The organism is Metaclostridioides mangenotii (genome assembly GCF_018917235.1).
Classification (GTDB): domain Bacteria; phylum Bacillota; class Clostridia; order Peptostreptococcales; family Peptostreptococcaceae; genus Metaclostridioides.
Map to the genome: position 1 here is coordinate 117,691 of NZ_JAHLOF010000005.1, position 18,528 is coordinate 136,218.

The following is an 18,528-nucleotide window of genomic DNA, read 5'->3' on the forward strand; positions in this document are numbered from 1 at the left end:
TTTCTATTCTTAATAAATTTAGTTAAATATATAAATGCTGACATACTTAATACTTTATTTAGACTCTACTTCCTGATATTCAGGATTTCTGTCAAATTCTTTTCTTACAAACGAGCACAAAGGAACTATCTTTTTATTTTGTGAAATTGCTAAGTCAACCACATTTTTAACTAATTGGTTTGCTATAGATTTACCTCTATATTCCTCATTTACATAAGTATGATCGACAATTAAAATATTTTCTCCAGCTTTAGAATAAGTTATTTCTCCAACTTCTTTTCCTTTATAATATGCTGCAATTCTATTCTTTGATTCTTCATAATTATATTCAATCATAAGATAACCTCCATGTTTTTAATACAATATTTTATATTACTATATATTATACCTTCTCTATTTAAATTTAAACTGTGTACTATTTTTTTTCTAAATTATATTAAGAAATAGCAAGGAGTTATTTATTCTACAATTTCAACATATCTTGTTCATCAAATTCAAAATCGGGTCCCCAAGCAACTTCCCAATAATATCCATACAAATCGGAAAAATATGCGTGGTATCCTCCCCAAAACACTTCCTGTGGTTCTTTTACGATTTTAGCCCCAGCTTTTCGAGCTAATTCAACTATTGAATCTACTTCTTCTTTCTTTTTAGCATTATAAGCAAGTGTAATTCCACCAAATCCAGTTCCAAATTTAGGTGGATTTTCTTTACTAATATCCTCAGCTAATAAATCGATAGGGTATAACTCTAATTTTGTTCCTGAAGTATTAAAAAATATGACTTTAGGATTATTTTCTTTTTCATTGGTTTCAAATCCAAGCACATCTCGATAAAACACGACTGCTTTTTCCATATTCCTTACACCCAAGCATATAATATTCATTCTGTTCATCAAATTATTGCCTCCCCCTAAATTTATTAGTCATTTCTAAATTACTCAATAGCTATAAATTACTAATCTCTTCTAAATCGAGTAAATTTAAATTTTAGTTTCTAAACTGACTATATTTATTTTGTTTAATATATTTTATCATATAATATCTTATAAAATAATAAATATCCTATTTATCAATATAATGTGTAAGGAAGATAATAATTAGTCTTGGATTAAGGGATAAATCGTTTTTCAATAGTATATATTAATTATCAAACCATCCTATTCTCTGCGCTTTGCTCTTTATGTGTATTAACTTACTTTTAGTAAACTCTAATAGGCCTGTAACTCCTCCAACTGTACCAAGTCCACTTTGTTTATATGGACTTACTGAACATCCTGCATTGGCTTCTAAATAAGTATTTATCCATACCATACCTGCTTCTATTTGATTTGCTACTCTCATAGCTTTACCTAAATTACTTGTGTATACCTGAGCGGTTAATCCATATTTAGTATCATTAGCCATATCTATAGCTTCTTGTTCAGATGTAAATTTCTGAACTGTTAACACTGGTCCAAATATTTCTTCTTGGACGATTTTCATATCTTGCTTACAATCTGTAAATATTGTTGGCTCTATATACCATCCATTTTCTAATCCATTTCCTTGTGCTCTTTTCCCTCCACAAACTAATTTTGCCCCTTCATTTATTCCACTACCGATATAATCTAAAACACTTTCCATATGAGCTTTTGTACATATAGGTCCCATCTGAGATTTTTCATCCATAGGGTTTCCTAGTTTTATTTTTTTAGTTCTCTCAACTAGTTTATCGATTAAACGTTCATATATTGCATCCTGTGCATATACCCTAGAACCTGATACACATACTTGACCTTGACTAAGGAATATCGAAAACATTATATTATCAACAACAGTGTCAATATCTACATCATCAAATACTAATATAGGAGATTTACCTCCTAATTCTAATAACATTTTTTTAATATTATTAGAACTTTGTACAATCTCACTTCCTGTTCTAGTACTCCCTGTAAAAACTATCATATCTAGATCTTCGTGTGTTGCTAAGCTCATACCTACTTCATTACCTGAACCAAGAACTAAGTTTGCAACCCCTTTAGGCAGCCCTGCTTCTTCAAATATTTCAAATAATAGTATAGTTGTAAGTGGTGTAGATGAAGATGGTTTTACAACTATTGGATTTCCTGCTGCCAAAGCAGCCGCTATATAAGATGAAGCTGTAAGTAGAGGGTAATTCCAAGGTACTATTATTCCACATACTCCAATAGGCTCTCTTACACTCAATGAAAATAAATCTGAGGATTGGTTATGTGTTTTTCCACTTATTTCAGATAGTATTCCCGCATAATTTCTAAATTCAGCTGCTGCTCCAAATACATCATCATTTATGGTTTCTTTATATAGCCTACCTGTATTTCTAGTTTCTGTTTCTGCTATTAAATCTGCTTTGGATTCTATTAGTTCTGCTATTTTATTTAATATATAACTTTTTTCTCCTGATGATATATTTTTCCATTGATGTTCTTTTGATAGTGTATTTTTGGCAGATTTCACTGCTTTATCTACACAATTTTTGTCTCCTTCTGTGACTATTGCTATTGTTTTTCCATCTATCGGTGTTCTTATTTTTCTCTTTTTATTGTTGGTATTTATTATCCATTCACCATTGATATACATTTTTAAGGTATCCACAATATCCCCTCCTAAATAATTTTAGTAGACATCATTAATATAATATTATTTCTCTTACGTTTTGATACCTTATATCTTACACTTACATACAATTGCACTGTCATCCTTAATAAATATGATCTTATTAAAAATCTTTTTATATTAGATTCAGTTTTATTTTTAATAGTTTTTAAATTATTAACAATACTCTTGTACAAGGTTACCTTTTATACTAATAAGTATTATAATTTCCATTCTAACCATATGCATAAGCATGAACAACGGTGAAAAAGATGCTTATAGGATGTAGTTTTGGATATAGAAGAATTTAAATAAAAACACAAAGAAGCGTGTTGTATACCACTTAAAATAAAGTAATATCTAACACGCTTTAATTTTTTATCTGTAATATATAATCCAATAATTTTTATTTTGATATTCAAAACTCCCACTCAACAAATTCATAAATATTATAGAATCTTAATGTCTAGGGTTAATGCTCTAACACCTGGCTAAGAGGACATAAAGGAGAGTATTTCATATCCTCATAGAGAGTAAAAATTTTAATGATTATCAATATACTTTTGCACCTCAATATGATATGCAACAATATCAGTCACCTGAGGATCAGTTTGTTCATTTAGCAAAAGATCAACCATATGATGTGCTGTTTTTCCACCAATTGTCATAGACTTTATACAAGATACGCAATAAACTGCCACATCTTGACAAGGCATCTGGGCCGCCCTTTTCTTTTGAAATGCAATTACCTCTTCGACCGGTAATTTTGGATAAAAATTGTCCCCACAACAAATTGATTTTGTTCCCGAGTGTTCTGACTCAATAATTTCTATATCCATCTTTCTTAACAAACTTCTAACTGCAGCATGAACTTGTGGCTTTGGACGATATGAACAAGAATCGTGCACAGAAAGAGTTAACCCAGAATATTTTGGTAAGGGTAAATTCTCTATAGAATCTAACACCTCCCATAAAGAGATTGTGTTTATCCCAGCATACAAACTACGAAAACGCCTATCACAACCTGCACAATTATTAATTATGGTAGACCCATTTTCCAATTTTGGATCATGATGACAACATATTTTATGCAGCTTCACTGGTCCAAAATATCTCTGTAAAATTTTGAATATTTTTTCCTCTGATTCTGGCTTATATGTATTAAATGCACAGCCAATATTAAAATAGCATTTGTTCATATCTATGCTTGACAAGGGTATACTTGAAAGTCGAAATCCATTCATAAAAAACCTCCTATTAGTAAAATATAGTCATACTACTTCAAGTTGCAAATTATTTAAATACTCCGTCTTACGCTTGAACTCTTAATCGTAATAAGGCGTCTTTTCCATTATACAACGCTTTTCCACACTTTGCTAGCAGTAGTAACAACCGCGCCCCTGTTTGTGATATATCTTGACCATCAGACAAAGGCGGCAGATATCTAATCAAGTATTGAAGAATAATTGAACATAATGGAAGTTTATTTAGTCACAATAAAAGAGAGGAATCGCAAGTTGTAGGAATCGAACCTACTTAGCCTATATTTACATGTTGGAGCGATTCACCACCCCCGCCCAATCAACTAGAGAACCTGTCTTTGTTTGTATAAGACAAAACTCATTTCTCAAGTTTAAAATAATACTTATTATAGATAAAGATTTATAACAATTGAGTTATCTTGAATTTATCAAAGTTATACTCTCGACTTGTCTACGTTACTGGCTATGGTAAAATAGGCAATAAAAATGCATTTAAATGATCAGTAGAAGGAATAAACATATACATATAAGTGGGATATATGATGAAAAATATTTTGAAACTGCTGAGGGTAATATGTATAACATAGAGAATGCAGGTTGGATTTTGCGCTTACACAACTAATTATTAAAAATAGACTGCATATTTTTTCTTACTGCTTTTAGCAGTTCTTTTGGAAGTTTTTCTACTTGTTCACCAATCATTACTCCATGGGGTTGTTTGTATCCTTCATTCCATACGTAGTTAAATATTTTTTCATTTGTCTTGCTATTTTTTCCTATTTGAAATGCATAGACTTCGACATTTTTAGATAATAATTCTTGTACAGCTTCTCTTGCTGATCCAGGAAAGCTTGACGCACCGTCTGTAATTTCGAAGACTATCTTTATTTGTTTTCCATCTCTTAATTCTCTTTCCTGTTTAGGAGTAATTTTATTGGATATTTCTCTAAGGCAGCGTCCATCATCTGTTGCACCATCTGTTGCATTCAATTTTACGATTGAACGAATTATTTCACTTTTTTCTTTTTCATTAACATTTTTATCATTAAATTCTTTAACATTATAGTGATTACTCCCAAAAAACCAGGTTTCACTCAAAACCTCTACTTTTTGATTCAATTGTTCTGCACTAATTTTTAAATACCTATTAAAATCATCTATTGACAGCAAAGTCACAGCCAAAGCTTTTCTAGCCGCCTCAATTTTTAATGCATCCATTGATCCTGAATTATCAATAACAAAAGAAATCTCTATTCTTTCAGGCAATATATCTGTTTTAGTCTCCAACAAGTACCTGTTAAAAATAGATAAATTTTTATAATTCCCCTTTTTTTCAGCCTCTATAAAATCTGGATAAGAATAAATAAAGCTATCCACATCTAGTTTTCCCTTTATTTGACTGTCCTTTTTTACACTTACTTCTTTTTTTGCATCTCCTATCAATTTTTTCCAAAATTGACGCATCTGCTCTCTTTCTGATTTCATCTTATTTGAATAGAATTTAAACAATTGTTGGTCTGTTTGACTGATTCCGTAGGAATCTAAATCTACATTCCCTTGAATAGTTTCTTGTATACCAGCACTTATTTGCTCTTGTTGGTCTAGCATTTCTTCTAAAATTTTGTCCACTTCTTCTTGTGTAGATTCCAGTGAGTCTGGCGCTTCATCTTCTTCAGATTGTTCAAAAGGACTTTGACTTCCTTTATCTAGCTCTTTTTTCTGACCTTTTGATTCATAAAATTCCATCTCATCAATTTCTTCTTTCCACAATTGCTCAAAAGTAGGAAAAACAAAAGATCGAAAGAAAGAATCTCTTTCTACAATCCCATGATTATTATTTATCTGTCTTATTAATTGATAATTTATAAACTCAAAGTAAGGCTGATTAAAAATTTTTCTATCCATTGTATTTTTAATATATTCTTCGATTTTAAGATTGTCTTTATATAACTCGATAATTAAGAAACTATTTGCAAAAGCTCTATGTTTAGGAATTTGAAAAATCGAATCAATAGTCTTTCCTGTTTGCTTCATATATGAAATGATTTTTTCATAGTTCTCTCCATCTCTATAAATAGGGCATAACTGCAAAACTCTTAGAAAAGATGTGTACTTATCCAGAGTATATAACAAATCAATAATTTCCCTTCTTATATAATTGAAAATTATTTTGGGTTGATATGCAGGATCTTGTTCTAGTCCTTCTTTTTTTATTCTATCTAAAATATAGCTTGACATGTGATCAATTTCTTTCTGCCAATCATTTTTTCTACGAAAATATTTTTTAGTGTGTTTTTTCCAATCGTGATATAGGGCTAATTCATAGTAGATATGCCACATGATTTGGTTATTATCTAATTTTTTATCCAAAAAACTCTCCAATGGCAAGTACAAAATTCCATTGTAAGAGTCTAATATAAATCTTTGTAATTTGGGATCAGGAATATACATTAGACTTGAGTCTCCAGTAAATGTGACTAACGATCGTTGTTCTTTTTTTAAAAACTCCTCACAGTGTATTTTAGATTTTTCAATTAAACTCTGTTCATCAAAGTCAAGCATACTCGTTACCTCCTATTGATGTAGTGGTTGATCCCACAAGCTTTTTGGTGTATCAATACGATCAATATCCAACAAATTTATTTTGCCTTCTATATCAATTCCTATATATTTTGAAATACCCAAATTTAATACATTGGTACAAAAAGTATCCTCAATTGTCACCTCTTCATTTAAATGCCAATTCCCAAAATTTTCTTCAAGTAAATATATGATTCCATCTTCACTCAAAACTACAGCTGTTCCTTTTTTTGATTGAACATCAAATAAATTGCCTTTTAAATCATAAATCTCACCTTTAACAATTTTTGAATTTTTATATAAAGAAAATATCTTAAGCTGTCCGTTATTTCCTATCGTTATAAGAGAATCCTTGCTTCCACCTTCATCTTCTAGTAATCTAACCTGTCTTATCTCATTATTTAGAAAGTCTATTTTTTCTGTAATGATAAGTTGTCTATTCTCATATTTGATAAAATACAACTCTCCTAGCTTTGTCCCAGCTACAAAATAATCTTCTTCAATTTTTTCAAGTGTGGTCAAATTTTGAACAGTACAAAATACATCTTTATGAAAAATCAAGCTATATTCATTATTTTCTTTTATTATTTCAACTAAATTTAACTTTTCATCTAAGTCTTCAACTACAAGTAAACCATCTCTAATTTCTAAACATCTTTGAAATCCATCAAATTTGTGACTTTTTTGAACTTTATTAACTTTAATCTGTCCGTCTACATTAGGTATTTGATCAAAATTATCGCTTGACAGTAGATAGCTTTCTCCAGTTATATCAAAAAGTAAAATTTCCTTATCATTCAATTGATACATAAATGAAATTCTTCTTTTAAGCTCTTTGATAGGAGGACTCCACTCTACTCTTATTGAATTACTCTCATAAAAACCCTCCACTGAATCTATATAAAAAAATTGGACGTTCTTATCTATACTACTTGTAATAAAAAGATTTTTACTAATCCTTAATGCAGTTTGTAAAAAACTATCAAAGCTAAAAGCTCCTAATTGCTTTATAGGATTTATTTGCATCGTTGTTGTTTTTATATTATTTACATAAACTCTATAATATGGTATTAGGCTTCTCAATAACTCCTCTTCCATTTGTGAAAGTTCATATAACTGTTTTTCAAAATCATCATCCAAAATTCCATTCGTTTGACATTTATTCAATTTTTCCCTTAAATCTGCAACTTGACTCTTAAAATCTTTTCCGTCTATTGACAAATTTATTTTCATTTTTGTCCTCCATTATCTTCTAAGTATTCAAATAAATATTTTGAATGCTCTAAATGAGATAATTTTTGGTCTAATTCCTGATATTTCTTTGCATCTATTCTCGATGAATAATCAATATCACTTTTAAAATCTTCTATTAACCCTTTTGGCAAATTTTTTCTAGGTATTCCCAAGCCGAATATTAAATGAACTACGTCTAAATAACTTAGGGTTTCTACTGATGGACGAACATAATAGTATGGACTTGTACGAATTTCATCATATGTCGTCGTTGATTCTCCTATACCTTTTACCTCAATATTCCATCCTTCTCCAGCAGGAAAGAAACCAAATCGCACTGCTTGTGAGAGTATATAGTTTTTATCGTCAGGGTAAGTAATTGAACTAATAAAACCATCCCATAAGGCTTTACTCAAATCTTTTTCTTCACCTTGATTCCAATTATCTAAAACATGTAAAATATTTCGTATTGATAATACAGATTCTCGTAGCTCTAGCTCACCTATTCCAGAATCAACTTTTATCTTATTATCTTTCCACTTACCCATAAAAACATTCTGAGTAACTCTACATAATTGAGAAAATCTATACAATTCTTCTAATGTTCTTCTTGGATTAGGAATGTGAATACTTCCATTTTTATCAGCTAATCGTGTCATTATTATTCTAAAAAGTTCATTTTTTTCTGGAAACTCTTGATCTGCTAATGACCCTGTTATCTGCTGAGGTACATAGTTGTATTCAATCGTTACGAAGCGTGATTTAAAGGCTGGGTTTAGTTCATTTGTTCCTTCATAATTAACCATTTGTGTTGAAAGATTTCCTGTTCCGATAAATCCAAATCCAGGTTTGATTAATACAGGACCAACACCAGTTATATAAGCTGTACTTCCCGAATGACGTTGTAATATATCATTTAATGCAATTAGGTTTTGCATGGCAATTGTATTTAATTCATCCACTATTACAGGTCGACCTTCTTTTACTGCAATCAAAATTTCTCTTTCTATTTTTTTTATTTCAGTTCCAAATGCACTATTTTTTGCTACAAATAAGTCAGAGAAACTTTTCCATATTTGAATCTTAAGCTGCAATTGCTCTTGTTCCGTCATACTCTCTAGCCTTTCTTTGTGTTCATCCATCCACTCATAAAAATCCACTATAATCATGTTTAGATAATCTGCATATGAACCTTGAGAAAAGCTGTGATTTAGAGATAAAGTCTTCTCTACAAACATATCTTCATAAGTTAAATTATGAGAACCAGATATAAAAAGCGGCTGCAAAGATTCTAATTCTGCTTTGCTTCCATTAGTTAAAATGTTTTTATAGTAAAGTTTTCTTTCTCTATTAAACTCTCTAAATTTTTGAATAGCTTCGTTTTCTGTTGCATTTTGGTTTACAGAAAACCACTTATCCATCTTCTCTTCTAATTCTATTTGTATCTTATTTTGAATAGTAAAATCTAAGGCTGCTTCAGTCGCTAATTGTGTTTTACCACTCCCTAAATGCCCTACAATATATACAGGAATACCTAAGTTCAGTGAATCTATTAATTTCTGCTTTGCTTTAACTACATAAGGAACAGCTATTAAACGTTTTTGTTGTTGTGTTTCGATATCACTTAATAATTGACGTTTATAATAAAACCCCCATGCTTCTGAAGACCTACTTATAATTTCTTCTAGCTTATTTTCTAATCTTTCTATGCGATCAACACGATATCTTGTAGCAGAATTACTCCCATAGTGACCGTAATTGTTATTCTCGCTACTTACCCTTCTTTCCCAACGAAGAAAAAATCTTTCGTATTCAATTAAATTTTCAATTTCTTGTATCTTTTTACCCTTATTATTTGTTTCTTCTTCTACAAAAACTTTATATTTTTCATAATAAATATTATTCTTTCTGGGATCAGGATGAGTTGTGTCATCCCTTTCTTTAAATCTTCTAAATGCATTAAAAAACGATCCATGCTCTTCTATTTTTATATTAATCTCATATTCTGATGATTTTAAAGCTTCTCTGCGTAAATCCTCTTCATACCAACACTGCATTTCTACTATAGTAGGAATATAAACTTGTTTTGAATTTTCTTGTTTTTTCACATAAGGTTCCTCCTTTATAAAGTACTGTGTAATATTACCAATATACCAAACTATAACATAGATAATAAATGTATATAAATTAAAATCCCGATTTTTTCAAATTCGGGATTTTAATCAAATTATCTAACTGTTGTATTGTTAAATAATTCCATGTTCTTTCAATAATTCTTCTATGTCTGTTCCTGCTACTTGTTTTAAGATTTTACGTTTAGTTAGTGGAGGTAAATCAATTTTTGGTTTTTCTCCATCTAGTAAACACTTACCTGCATTTAATAAATAACGTAAATCATATCTTGAACCAAATACTTCAGGAACTCCTTTTTCAACTCCAGTCAATACATATACTGCTTCCATTGCTGTACGTCCTGAATATTCAATAGTAAATACTGTGTCACGTCCTGGATCATCTAGTGTCTCTGCAAATTGTCCAAGGAAGGCGAAGTTTACTGCATTCTTTGGTACAACATAAGGACGATCTCCTAATTCACGAACCATAAACTGTGATGTGATAAATGGCATCATAACAGGAACTGCAGTGCAAGATTCTGCCAATTCTTCGATTTGATCTACAGGAACTCCTATATGATATAACCATTCTTTTGTAATTTCCTTACCAGTACAATTTCTCATCGGTTTTTTAATGTAGTCTCCATCAATATCTGAGAACAACCCGTATACCCAAACAACAACGTCCTTTTCTGGCTGTCCATAATATTGTTCTTGACGATTTATTGTCCAACTCATCAACCATGAAGAGTCAAGCGCTGAAACAATACCGCCGGTTACAGTACGCCCGCCATATGGTGAACGTTTTGTAATCTTTTCTATGTATTCAGGAACACGTTCATCATGACAAGTTACTGTACAAGACTCCCAATTAGATTTTTCAGTGTCTGTACAGAATTTATCTGGATTACCAAATTCATCTGATTGAGCCGCTATATTTCTCCATAACTTCCAGCAACCTTCTGGTTCTCTATTAAATGGAGCAGGAGTATTATCATCACCATATCCAGAACCTTCAGTCATAGAACCATTAGTTATAAACACTAGGTCGTTTTCTGTTAAGTCTATAGAAATATCTTTTCCATTTTTATCTTTTGCAACTATTTTTTTAGCAACTTTTTTATCGTCTGTAATTGAGAACTCAACATTATCAACAGTAACTCCATATTCAAATTTAGCACCATGGTCTTGTAAATATTTAACCATAGGTTTTACAAATGAAGTAAATTGATCATGGCGTGAGAACTGTAAAGCTGAAAGATCAGGTAATCCCCCAACGTGGTGTATAAATCTGTTCATGTATAATTTCATTTCTAAAGCACTATGCCAATTTTCAAAGGCAAACATTGTTCTCCAGTATGTCCAGAAATCACTATCTAAAAGCTCTTCAGAGAAAATATCTTCAATAGATTTATTTTCAAGTTCTTTATCAGACATATTTACAAAAGAAGCTAATTCCATTGCTAAATCTTGTCCTAAATTAAATTTTCCATTGTCATATCTTTCACCTTGATTTTTAGTAATACGACAATTACTAAAGTTTGGATCATCGTAGTTTGTATAAAAAAAGTGATCTAACACAGTCATATTAGGATCTTCTGTAGATGGTAATGAACTAAATAAGCTCCATAATACTTCAAAACAATGACCCATTTCACGTCCACCACGTGCCACATAACCTGCATTTTGACGAACTTCTCCGTCTAAAGATCCTCCTGGTATGTCTAATTGCTCTAGAAAAGTAATCTTGCTTCCATCCATATGAGCGTCACGAATTAAAAAACATCCTGCAGCCAAAGCGCCAATTCCTGTACCTATTAAGTAAGCTTGCTTTTCTTCAATTCCTTTAGGTTTTCTTGCATTTACTAAAGAATGGTAAGTTCCATTTGTAAGTGTAAGTCTATCATCATGTGTCTTTAATTTCATTTTATCTCCTTCTTTCTCAATTTTAAATAGTCTTCTAAAGAATACTATTCCAGTAATAAATAATAAGTCCTTCTTTAGCTTTGTGAGTACTTATTATCTGTAAGACTAGTATAAATCTATAATATAGTTTTTTTGTGTCTTTTTCATTAGACAAATTAACTGCGGTGTTCGAATTTCGAACACCGCAGTTAATTTGTCTAATTTTTAGGCATTGATATTAAAATGTCTGATAAAAAAATCTACCACTACTTTTTACTAGGTATCATTCATACCAGCACTTCGCATAAGGGATAACTCAATGTTCCCATAGAAGAGATACCCAATTCGTCTAATGATAGTATCAGGGTCTTCCTTCATTCCAGAAGCAATCCAGCGTAGTACCATTTCAGTGAGGGCGCACTGATAAAAGGAAGCAATCAGTTTTCTATCTCCTGTCGAAGCAGAGATATCATCGCTTACTTTTTCAACATACCGAATCATAACATTTCCTGATACATTGTATATATAGTTCACCAATTCTTCTCTCTGCATGGAATTATATACATGATAAATAGCTGTTTTATTCTCTAATGCAAATTTAGTAGCCACAATAAAGCTCTCCTCCCAGGAGAGTGTATCATTATATTCATCAATTACTGTCTGAAGTTCTGTTCGGAACAGCTCTGACAGAAGCGCATATACATCTGCGTAGTAATAATAAAAAGTATTTCTGTTAATCTCACACGTTGTAGCAATATCCTTAACTGTGATTTTGTTAAGTGGACGCTCATTCAGCATCTTTATGAATGCATCTCTAATCATTTTTTTGGTATATTGCTGTGCCAAGTCGCCACCTCCTTAACGCTTTATCTGTATACAATATCATAACTCATGGTAAGTTATTTGAAAGTAATTCATCATCATTTGGCTTATTATACTTCTCAAACCCTTATGAAACAGCTGTAATCTAATCTGTCTACACAATCCAAATACTTAATTAATTCCAATAATACCCTTTATTTTATGCTGATACTTTACATCAGTATTTTAAACATATTATATCATACAAATAGGCAAAACACTAAAGGGCGCTCCAGCGCAGTTATCAGGGGGGGAGAAGCAAAGGGTTTCAATTGCAAGAGCTCTATCAAATAATCCAGAGATAATTTTAGCTGATGAACCAACAGGAAGCTTAGATCAACGTAATGGTTTAAAAATCATGAAAATATTTAAAGAGTTAAACGAAAAGGGAAAAACTATTATTATGGTTACTCATGATAAAAATCTTAGTAGTTATGCAACAAATGCAACAAGAGTAATAAAAGTAGTTGATGGGAAAATAGTAAATATATCTGAAAAATAGAATTTATACTTTAAATTCATTTCATAATGTAAAAAAGAGCAAAATAATAAGTATTTGCTCTCTTTTTTATTTATTTGATTTAGCAAGCACTAGGTTTTCATATTAAGTTAAATTGAAGATGGGAAAACTTTATTTATTGCAACTTATGATAAGTATGTAATATATGAATATTAAAAATTATAAATTAATTAGTTAAATTGAAAAAGTAGTCCCCGGGGGACTACTTTTTTGTGAGTTTAACGGTGGAAAATTAGATAACGAGAAAATAGTATTTTCTCCTGAACTAAATTAAAAGATAAGCTGACAAAGTTTAGACCAATGGATAAAGCATCATTAAATGTACTAAAAGAGCATGATAGAATAGAACAAATTTATAGCAGTACAGCACTTGAAGGAAACACAATTACCGCAAGTGAGACTAAGATGATTCTAGAAAAAGGTATTACTATAAGTGGCAAATCCATGAGGGAACATTTAGAAATTGTTAACCTGAATGGTGCTATTGATTATGTGGAGGATTTAGTTAGGGGAAATGAGCCGTTAATTGAGTCTAACTTGAAACAAATTCATTTTCTGGTTTATAATAATACATCAAAATATGATATGAAAGATGTAGCGGGAGTTTATAGAAAAGTTGATGTACAAATTTTAGGTTCAGAACATAAACCACCGTCCGCTTATTTAGTCCAGGATGAAATGGATGACTTCTTTAAATGGGTGGAAGTAAATAAAGACAAATTACATCCAATTGAGTATGCTTCACAAGTTCATTTAAAATTTGTTACTATACATCCTTTTATCGATGGTAATGGGAGAGTTGCACGACTACTTATGAATTTTGCTTTGACAAGCAAGGGATATCCAACAATAGCTATAAAACCAGACAATGAAAGTAGAACTAGATATAATAAGGCTCTTGAACATGCACAAGTAACAGGTGATTCAAGTGATTTTACCAAAATGGTATATGAATTATCTAAAGAAAAGTTAACATCTATGTTACGCAATTTAGAAACTTATAATGATTTAAATAGTAGAAAAACTAAAGTGAAAGATGAATTTGAAAGATAATGTATAATCACAAAAAACTAGTCCCCCGGGGACTAGTTTTTATTATTGAAAAGTTATAGTGTTATTAAATAATCCATCAAGTAATAAAACCTTTTATTTTTTATACTTAAAATTTATGTACTTTATCTCGTATTCTAATGATCTAATTAAATTTTTTTCTATATTAATCAAATTTGAATATATTTCTTTGAGCTTTACTATCTCTTCTAAATTCAATACATCAGATGATATTAATTTACTGAAATCTCTAATTGAAGCATCAGTATTTTCCAATTTAAGTTCTAATGCTTCTCCTTCAAAACCACCTAAAATAATATGAGATATAATTCCATGTTTCCCTAAAATTTTTTGATCATCATAATCACCTAATTCATAAAAGAATTCTTTAATAGCTTTATCCGAGATTTTAATAGAGTCTGAAATTCCTCTATTGAATTATAAAAGCTATCAATTTGTTTCTTGAATTTTTTTGGAATTTCAAGTGATCGAGAATCATTACAAATTTTTCCTAGTTCGCTATAAACTAATCGATCATCATAATCATCACGTCCGTCGTTCTTGCTATGTACTAACAAATCATCCATAGTACAATTGATTAACATATTATGGTTATAAATAAGTTCATCATATAGTAAAGTGTATATTTTATCAGTACGTATTAAACTTGCTTTCGCTTTGATATCACTATTAAAAGACATTTTTGCTCCTACTATTGTACAGAATCCCCCAACCAATGCACCAAGTAGAGTAAATACAGACATGTAAAAATTATCATTTGTTATTATGGGTTGTAAAAATTCTATTGATTTATTTTGTTTAAGCAATAGATTCAATAGAAGTAATGCTAAAACAATTAAAATAATAATCTTTACATAATAGTTTAAAAAATTTCTAACGCATAAAAACTTAGTTTCTTTATTAAGAGTTTTTAAATCCTTAAAATCAAAGTTATTTTTCATAATCAATACCTTTCTTGCTATGTTCATATTTGTTTGCGAGTTTATAGAATGTTGTTCTTTTCAAATCCAGTTTTTCCATAGTTAGCTTAGCAGTTTGCTCGCCTGTTTGCCATTTCTTAAATTCAATTTCCCAATCTATAGGATATTCTATTTTAGGACGACCTGACTGTCTACCAGTTTTTAAAGATACCTTTTTCCCATACTCATTTAAAGGCATTGCATCTATACCTTCTTTTTGTCTATCTAGTATATAAGATCTTTCTAGTTGTGCCATAGCACCAAAAATGGTTAACATAAATTCTCCGCTAGATGTAGAAGTATCTATATTTTCTTTTTGTGACTCGAAGTCAACATTCTTTTCTTTTAGTATTTCTATTAATTCTAGTAAGTCTTTTGTATTTCTTGCAAACCTACTTATACTTTCAACTACTACTACATCGCCTGCTCTAGCAAAATTAATCATTTCTTTTAGCTGTGGTCGATTTGTATCTTTTCCACTTACTTTTTCCATATAGACCTTTTCAACATTTAGTTGATTCATAAGTAGTTCTTGACGAACTATATTTTGTTCTTTTGTACTAACACGTATATAGCCTAATCTCATTTTCTTCTCCTTCCTTTCCTTTTTATAGTAATAATACTTAAATTATACAATAATTATTCGAAAAACACATCTATTATTTACGGATATATTCGTTTATATTTTATAACTTTTTCGGAAAATAAAAGCATTATAAATACTACTTATTTAAATTTGAGATTTTAATTCGTAAAGCTATACTTTTATGAATAAGTATTATTAAACTAGGACTGTTGAAGTAGTAAATAAATCTGTGAAAATTGAGATTTACATCTGGTAAAGCTATCCTTTTTAAATTTCCTTTTCCCCCTTGAGTTTTGTTGAGGACCTTTGACAGATGATAAATACTTTGACTAAGGCGACTATACATATGTAAATAGAAGTAAAAAGAGGTAGCAACTATTTTAATTAGCTGTTACCTCTTTCTCGCTCATAAATATAATCCTAGCTCTATCCTTGTAACAATACTCAGGTAGATAACTACTATATCATTGAAGCTTCCATTTAATTTTCATGAACAGTAATTCTCCAATTACGTAAGTTTAAAAATAATAACACCACTAATTAACAACTGTACTAATTTAAAAATGCAAATCGTTCCGATTGAAGCTAAAACATTAAGGATTTTATTTGCTTTTGTACTAAACAGGTTAAAAAATACAATATATACTCCGACTCCAATAATTCCACCTAATGTATTTCCGATAAGGTCAGTTATATCACTAACACCTATTGCAAAGGTGAATTGCAATGTTTCAAATAACAAACTAACTCCTGCTATTGGCACAATCTTTTTCAAGAAAGACCAATTTGGTTTTAGCATACTGATATAAATTCCAAACGGGATAAATGCAAGCACATTATAGATTGTATTACTATAATCTATTTGATTGTTAACAATACCTGAACCAGTAGGGATTAAGTTGATTTCCCTAAAATGGGGCAATCCTTGAAATGAAAATTGCATTTTAAATATTATAATCCATGTTAATACAAATAAATATACGACTAACAAGCCAGCAGTCAATATGTTTTGATAATTTTTTGATTTTTCCATATAAATTCACTCAATTCCTAATTTTTTTCATTCCTATAATATTTCTGTATTATTTTAAACTTTAAAGCTGGTTCCATCTTCTTCTTATCTTTCGTTTTATGAAATCCTAAGCATTCGATAATTAATAAACTTTGGTTTATATAAACAGCTTACACTTTGTTCTCATAATTCTTGAGACATCTCAGGGTTAAGAATATGAGTTCATTTAAATCCGGCAAGGATTTAATCACGACTAAGTCCGTCATTATTTTCGTCATCGACGCCGGAAACATCTTTTTATTGCTATTTTTGCTTAGGATGACTTGTCCACTTCCACTTTCTGCTTCGATTAATAAAGCATATTCACTATTTAGTTCTTGTGTATAAATACTTACTGATTGTTGTGCTCCAGCGAGGTTATTCACCGTCTGAATATTTTCATAAAACATTATCCATTGAACATCCTGTTAAGATAAATATGATCATTCCAATCCATAATAATGCTTCATGTTTTCCTACTCCCTTTCTCTATCACCCCCTTAGTATAAAAGAATCACTCTAATTGTTTTTTAATATTTTAGGAAGAAATGCTTAAGATTTTATTAATTTTACTTATTCAAAGTTAGATTGACCATTAACGTAAAATAGATCCTATATAGTGGACACGATAAAAAACGTGTCTATTAATATAGGATCTTTTTTGTACAATATTAATTATTTTTCAATAATTTAATCAATTAATTCATTTAAAAAAGCTACCATATATTACAGTGGTAGCTTTTTTATTGTAGCAAATTATTGCAATATCTGTCAAGCTAAGGGTAGGTTATATTTTGATTCTACTAGAGTTAATAGATCGGCGTCAATATTAACATTATGGCATCGATTAATAATATATTTAAAAAAATATCCTACTTTCAGAGACTGTAAAAAAAATACTCTGAAAAAAAGGATAAGACTTGACTTACGTCGAATTAATTTTGACTAACTTATGAAAAAAGATATAACTTCAACAGTATTGGAAAAAGTAGGATCTTTAGCGGTAAGTGCTATTAAATTATCAGCTAACTCTACTTGTACATTTTTAAATCATCAAGCAAAAATGCCACAGGATATAAAAAATTTTAAAAAGAAATAGAAAGTCCAAAAAAAGTTCAAAAAACCGACTTCCTTTAGCTAAATTAATTTTACTATAGTAAATCGGTTTTTAATTTAATACTTTTTTTCATAGTCTCCTATCGACTGTAAGGCTTTGTGTAATCTGTAAAAACTCCTACATTACTAAAGAGATATTTAAATACACTGTGTACAATCTATATTACATTTCTTAAAACTTCACTGACTAGTTATGTATTTAAAAGCCTTTAAAATTCAAATAAATAGATTTTAAGGGCTTTTTTACTAGATATCTTAAATTGTGTTTTTAAAGTATTGTTTAAACGTTTATATTTCATCTGCATGTGAAATTATTCCAATAATATGTTAAAATAACTTTGAGTTCAATAAATAATATCTGAGAGGTGAAATTATGGACATTTTATATACTATAGGAAGTTTTGTAAGTTTTTTAGGTGTATTTTTTCTATTAATTGGTTTTAAAAAGGACTTTATTCGTTTAAATTCAGTTCAAAAAATAGGAATTATCTTAACTTCTATAGGAATTGCCATTCCTTTTTTAATTGGTTTTGTTGATGGCTTTTTGGCAAGTGTATAATTCTACTTGTTAAAAAATCATTAATAAAACAACAAGTAGTATGATTTATGGTGTATTTCTAGACAAATAAAATCTGGACAATACATTTCTGTA

General features: G+C 30.0%; 17 protein-coding genes and 1 pseudogene. 5 read left to right on the forward strand and 13 right to left on the reverse strand.

What is annotated here, in order from left to right; all coding sequences use genetic code 11:
- Positions 1–54: 54 nt before the first annotated feature.
- From KQI18_RS08950 to KQI18_RS08990, 9 genes are all read right to left on the reverse strand, one after another.
- Positions 55–336, reverse strand: coding sequence for a GNAT family N-acetyltransferase (locus KQI18_RS08950; RefSeq protein ID WP_216467449.1), 282 nt, complete (start codon positions 334–336; stop codon positions 55–57).
- A 127-nt stretch (positions 337–463) separates the two neighbouring features.
- Positions 464–895 carry a VOC family protein gene (locus KQI18_RS08955; protein WP_216467450.1) on the reverse strand — a complete coding sequence of 144 codons (432 nt, stop codon included), beginning with the start codon at positions 893–895 and terminating at the stop codon, positions 464–466.
- 247 nt (positions 896–1,142) lie between these two features.
- On the reverse strand, positions 1,143–2,618 hold the full coding sequence (locus tag KQI18_RS08960; protein ID WP_216467451.1) for an aldehyde dehydrogenase family protein: 1,476 nt from the start codon (positions 2,616–2,618) through the stop codon (positions 1,143–1,145).
- 542 nt (positions 2,619–3,160) lie between these two features.
- Complete coding sequence (locus KQI18_RS08965; protein ID WP_216467452.1) at positions 3,161–3,862, reverse strand: (Fe-S)-binding protein; 702 nt, start codon at positions 3,860–3,862, stop codon at positions 3,161–3,163.
- A 636-nt stretch (positions 3,863–4,498) separates the two neighbouring features.
- Positions 4,499–6,442: a vWA domain-containing protein gene (locus KQI18_RS08970; RefSeq protein WP_216467453.1), complete on the reverse strand. Its 1,944-nt coding sequence runs from the start codon at positions 6,440–6,442 to the stop codon at positions 4,499–4,501.
- A 12-nt stretch (positions 6,443–6,454) separates the two neighbouring features.
- Positions 6,455–7,693, reverse strand: coding sequence for a hypothetical protein (locus KQI18_RS08975; protein WP_216467454.1), 1,239 nt, complete (start codon positions 7,691–7,693; stop codon positions 6,455–6,457).
- On the reverse strand, positions 7,690–9,801 hold the full coding sequence (locus KQI18_RS08980; RefSeq protein WP_216467455.1) for a hypothetical protein: 2,112 nt from the start codon (positions 9,799–9,801) through the stop codon (positions 7,690–7,692). Before KQI18_RS08980 ends, KQI18_RS08975 begins: the two co-directional genes overlap by 4 nt.
- Positions 9,802–9,939: 138 nt before the next feature.
- Positions 9,940–11,733 (reverse strand): oleate hydratase, encoded by a 1,794-nt coding sequence (locus KQI18_RS08985; protein WP_216467456.1) that lies wholly within the window; start codon positions 11,731–11,733, stop codon positions 9,940–9,942.
- Positions 11,734–11,988: 255 nt separating this feature from the next.
- A complete protein-coding gene (locus tag KQI18_RS08990; RefSeq protein WP_216467457.1) occupies positions 11,989–12,558 on the reverse strand; it encodes a TetR/AcrR family transcriptional regulator in 570 nt (189 codons plus the stop codon).
- Positions 12,559–12,781: 223 nt separating this feature from the next.
- Between KQI18_RS08990 and KQI18_RS14460 the strand changes: the two are divergent.
- From KQI18_RS14460 to KQI18_RS09000, 3 genes and pseudogenes are all read left to right on the forward strand, one after another.
- A pseudogene (locus KQI18_RS14460) lies at positions 12,782–12,886 on the forward strand (ATP-binding cassette domain-containing protein); the annotation flags it as partial.
- A 45-nt stretch (positions 12,887–12,931) separates the two neighbouring features.
- Positions 12,932–13,075 (forward strand): hypothetical protein, encoded by a 144-nt coding sequence (locus tag KQI18_RS14465; protein ID WP_330654389.1) that lies wholly within the window; start codon positions 12,932–12,934, stop codon positions 13,073–13,075.
- A 318-nt stretch (positions 13,076–13,393) separates the two neighbouring features.
- Positions 13,394–14,146, forward strand: coding sequence for a Fic family protein (locus KQI18_RS09000; protein WP_216467458.1), 753 nt, complete (start codon positions 13,394–13,396; stop codon positions 14,144–14,146).
- A gap of 365 nt (positions 14,147–14,511) precedes the next feature.
- Here the strand turns inward: KQI18_RS09000 and KQI18_RS09005 are convergent, their stop codons facing one another.
- From KQI18_RS09005 to KQI18_RS09020, 4 genes are all read right to left on the reverse strand, one after another.
- Positions 14,512–15,105: a hypothetical protein gene (locus tag KQI18_RS09005; RefSeq protein ID WP_216467459.1), complete on the reverse strand. Its 594-nt coding sequence runs from the start codon at positions 15,103–15,105 to the stop codon at positions 14,512–14,514.
- The gene (locus KQI18_RS09010) at positions 15,095–15,709 is read right to left on the reverse strand and encodes a recombinase family protein (protein WP_216467460.1); all 615 of its coding nucleotides are present in this window, start codon (positions 15,707–15,709) and stop codon (positions 15,095–15,097) included. Before KQI18_RS09010 ends, KQI18_RS09005 begins: the two co-directional genes overlap by 11 nt.
- 508 nt (positions 15,710–16,217) lie before the next feature.
- Positions 16,218–16,742 (reverse strand): VanZ family protein, encoded by a 525-nt coding sequence (locus KQI18_RS09015; protein WP_216467461.1) that lies wholly within the window; start codon positions 16,740–16,742, stop codon positions 16,218–16,220.
- A 149-nt stretch (positions 16,743–16,891) separates the two neighbouring features.
- Positions 16,892–17,146 carry a hypothetical protein gene (locus KQI18_RS09020; protein WP_216467462.1) on the reverse strand — a complete coding sequence of 85 codons (255 nt, stop codon included), beginning with the start codon at positions 17,144–17,146 and terminating at the stop codon, positions 16,892–16,894.
- 566 nt (positions 17,147–17,712) lie between these two features.
- Between KQI18_RS09020 and KQI18_RS14500 the strand changes: the two genes are divergently transcribed.
- Positions 17,713–17,859 (forward strand): AgrD family cyclic lactone autoinducer peptide, encoded by a 147-nt coding sequence (locus KQI18_RS14500; RefSeq protein ID WP_077173542.1) that lies wholly within the window; start codon positions 17,713–17,715, stop codon positions 17,857–17,859.
- Between the two features lie 390 nt (positions 17,860–18,249).
- Entirely contained in the window at positions 18,250–18,435 is a 186-nt protein-coding gene (locus tag KQI18_RS09030) for a hypothetical protein (RefSeq protein ID WP_216467463.1), read from the forward strand.
- Positions 18,436–18,528 lie beyond the last annotated feature (93 nt).